This window comes from Pseudoxanthomonas mexicana (genome assembly GCF_001556105.1).
Classification (GTDB): domain Bacteria; phylum Pseudomonadota; class Gammaproteobacteria; order Xanthomonadales; family Xanthomonadaceae; genus Pseudoxanthomonas_A; species Pseudoxanthomonas_A mexicana_A.
In genome coordinates, this window is the sequence record NZ_LSIF01000081.1 from 1 (window position 1) to 1,458 (window position 1,458).

A 1,458-nucleotide genomic window follows, 5' to 3' on the forward strand; every position below is an offset into this window, starting at 1 on the left:
TGAACTGACCCCCCAATGTTGGACGGTCGGTTTGTAGCTTACGCTGCCAAGGGCTGGGTTCGGTACTGCACCGGGCTCAGCCCTTTTAGTTTCAGCATGATGCGATCGTGGTTGTAGTAGTGGATGTAGTCGGCCACCTCTTCGCGCAGCTGCTCCACGCTGGTGAACTGCTTCAGGTAGAACAGCTCAGACTTGAGGGTCGCGAAGAAGCTCTCCATGGCGGCGTTATCCAGGCAGTTGCCCTTACGGGACATGCTTTGGGTGACCTGATGTTCGTCGAGCTGCCGCCGGAAGGCGCTCATCTGATACTGCCAGCCCTGATCCGAGTGAAGCACCAGCGGCCGGCGTGATCGCCTTCTCGCCCATGCCTTATCCAGCATGGTGCGGACCATCTTGAAGGACGGCTGGACATCGAGCTGGAAGGCCACAATTTCCCTGTTGTAGAGGTCCATGACCGGCGACAGGTACAGCTTCTCGCCATTGACCTTGAACTCGGTCACGTCGGTCACCCACTTCTGCTCTGGCTCATCGGCCTTGAAGCGCCGTTCCAGGACGTTCGGCGCCACTTCCCCGACCTCGCCCCTGTAAGACCTGTACCGTTTTGGCCTGACCAGTGACTTGAGGCCCATGGCCTGCATGAGTCGCTGAACAAGCTTGTGGTTGATGGCCTCGCCGAGCTGGCGCCGCAGGGCCGCGGTGATGCGGCGATACCCGTACCGTCCTTTGTGGCGGTCGTAGAGCGCCTGGATGGCTGCTTTAAGGCTGGCATGTCGATCCCCCAGCGCCAGTACCTTGGCCTGGTAGTAGAAGGTGCTACGGGCCAAGCCGCTGATGGCCAGCAAGTCCGGCAGAGCATGCTGCTGCCTCAGTTCAAGCACTATCCGCGCTTTGTCGGCGGGGTCGTGGACTTCTTCGCTTGAACCAAGGCATCGAGTTTTTTTAGGTACGCCACCTCCGCACGCAGGTACGCGTTCTCCTTGAGCAATTCCTCATGGGTCGCAACCCGGCCTGGAATTGACGCTGGTGGCACGGGTGGAGGTTCCGGCTTCGGCATGGCTGGCGGGCGGCCCTTGGGGCGAGGCTTCAGCGCCTCGATACCCCCTTCATTGTACTGGCGCTCCCAAGTCGCAACGCCCGTCTTGTTCCGAACTCCGAATAGCGCCTGCGTCTGCCCGTAGGAGAGATCTTCGCGCCACATATGCTCCAGAACCCGGAGCTTGAACTCAGCAGTGTAATGACGGTGTTGCCGATCAAGCCCCGCCTGGCCCTCTTGGCGGAAATGAGCAACCCAAACCTCTACCAACTTCTTGTGAAGTCCAAATCGGGCAGCGATCACCTTGAAGCCGGCAGATCCCTGCAGATAGGCGTCCACCACCTCTCGTTTAAAAGACGGACTGTACTTGGCCATGAAAAACCTCCGAAGGCTGGATGGGTGTCCAACTTCCGGGGGTCAGTTCA

1 protein-coding gene is annotated in these 1,458 nt (G+C 59.5%); it reads right to left on the reverse strand.

The annotated features are described in order from the left end of the window. Nucleotides 1-38: 38 nt before the first annotated feature. Nucleotides 39-1,408 (reverse strand): IS3 family transposase gene (locus AX730_RS18945; RefSeq protein WP_157074263.1). Its coding sequence is split into 2 segments (ribosomal slippage): nucleotides 39-934 and nucleotides 934-1,408, totalling 1,371 coding nucleotides; the frame shifts between segments, so codons are not numbered across the junction. Nucleotides 1,409-1,458 lie beyond the last annotated feature (50 nt).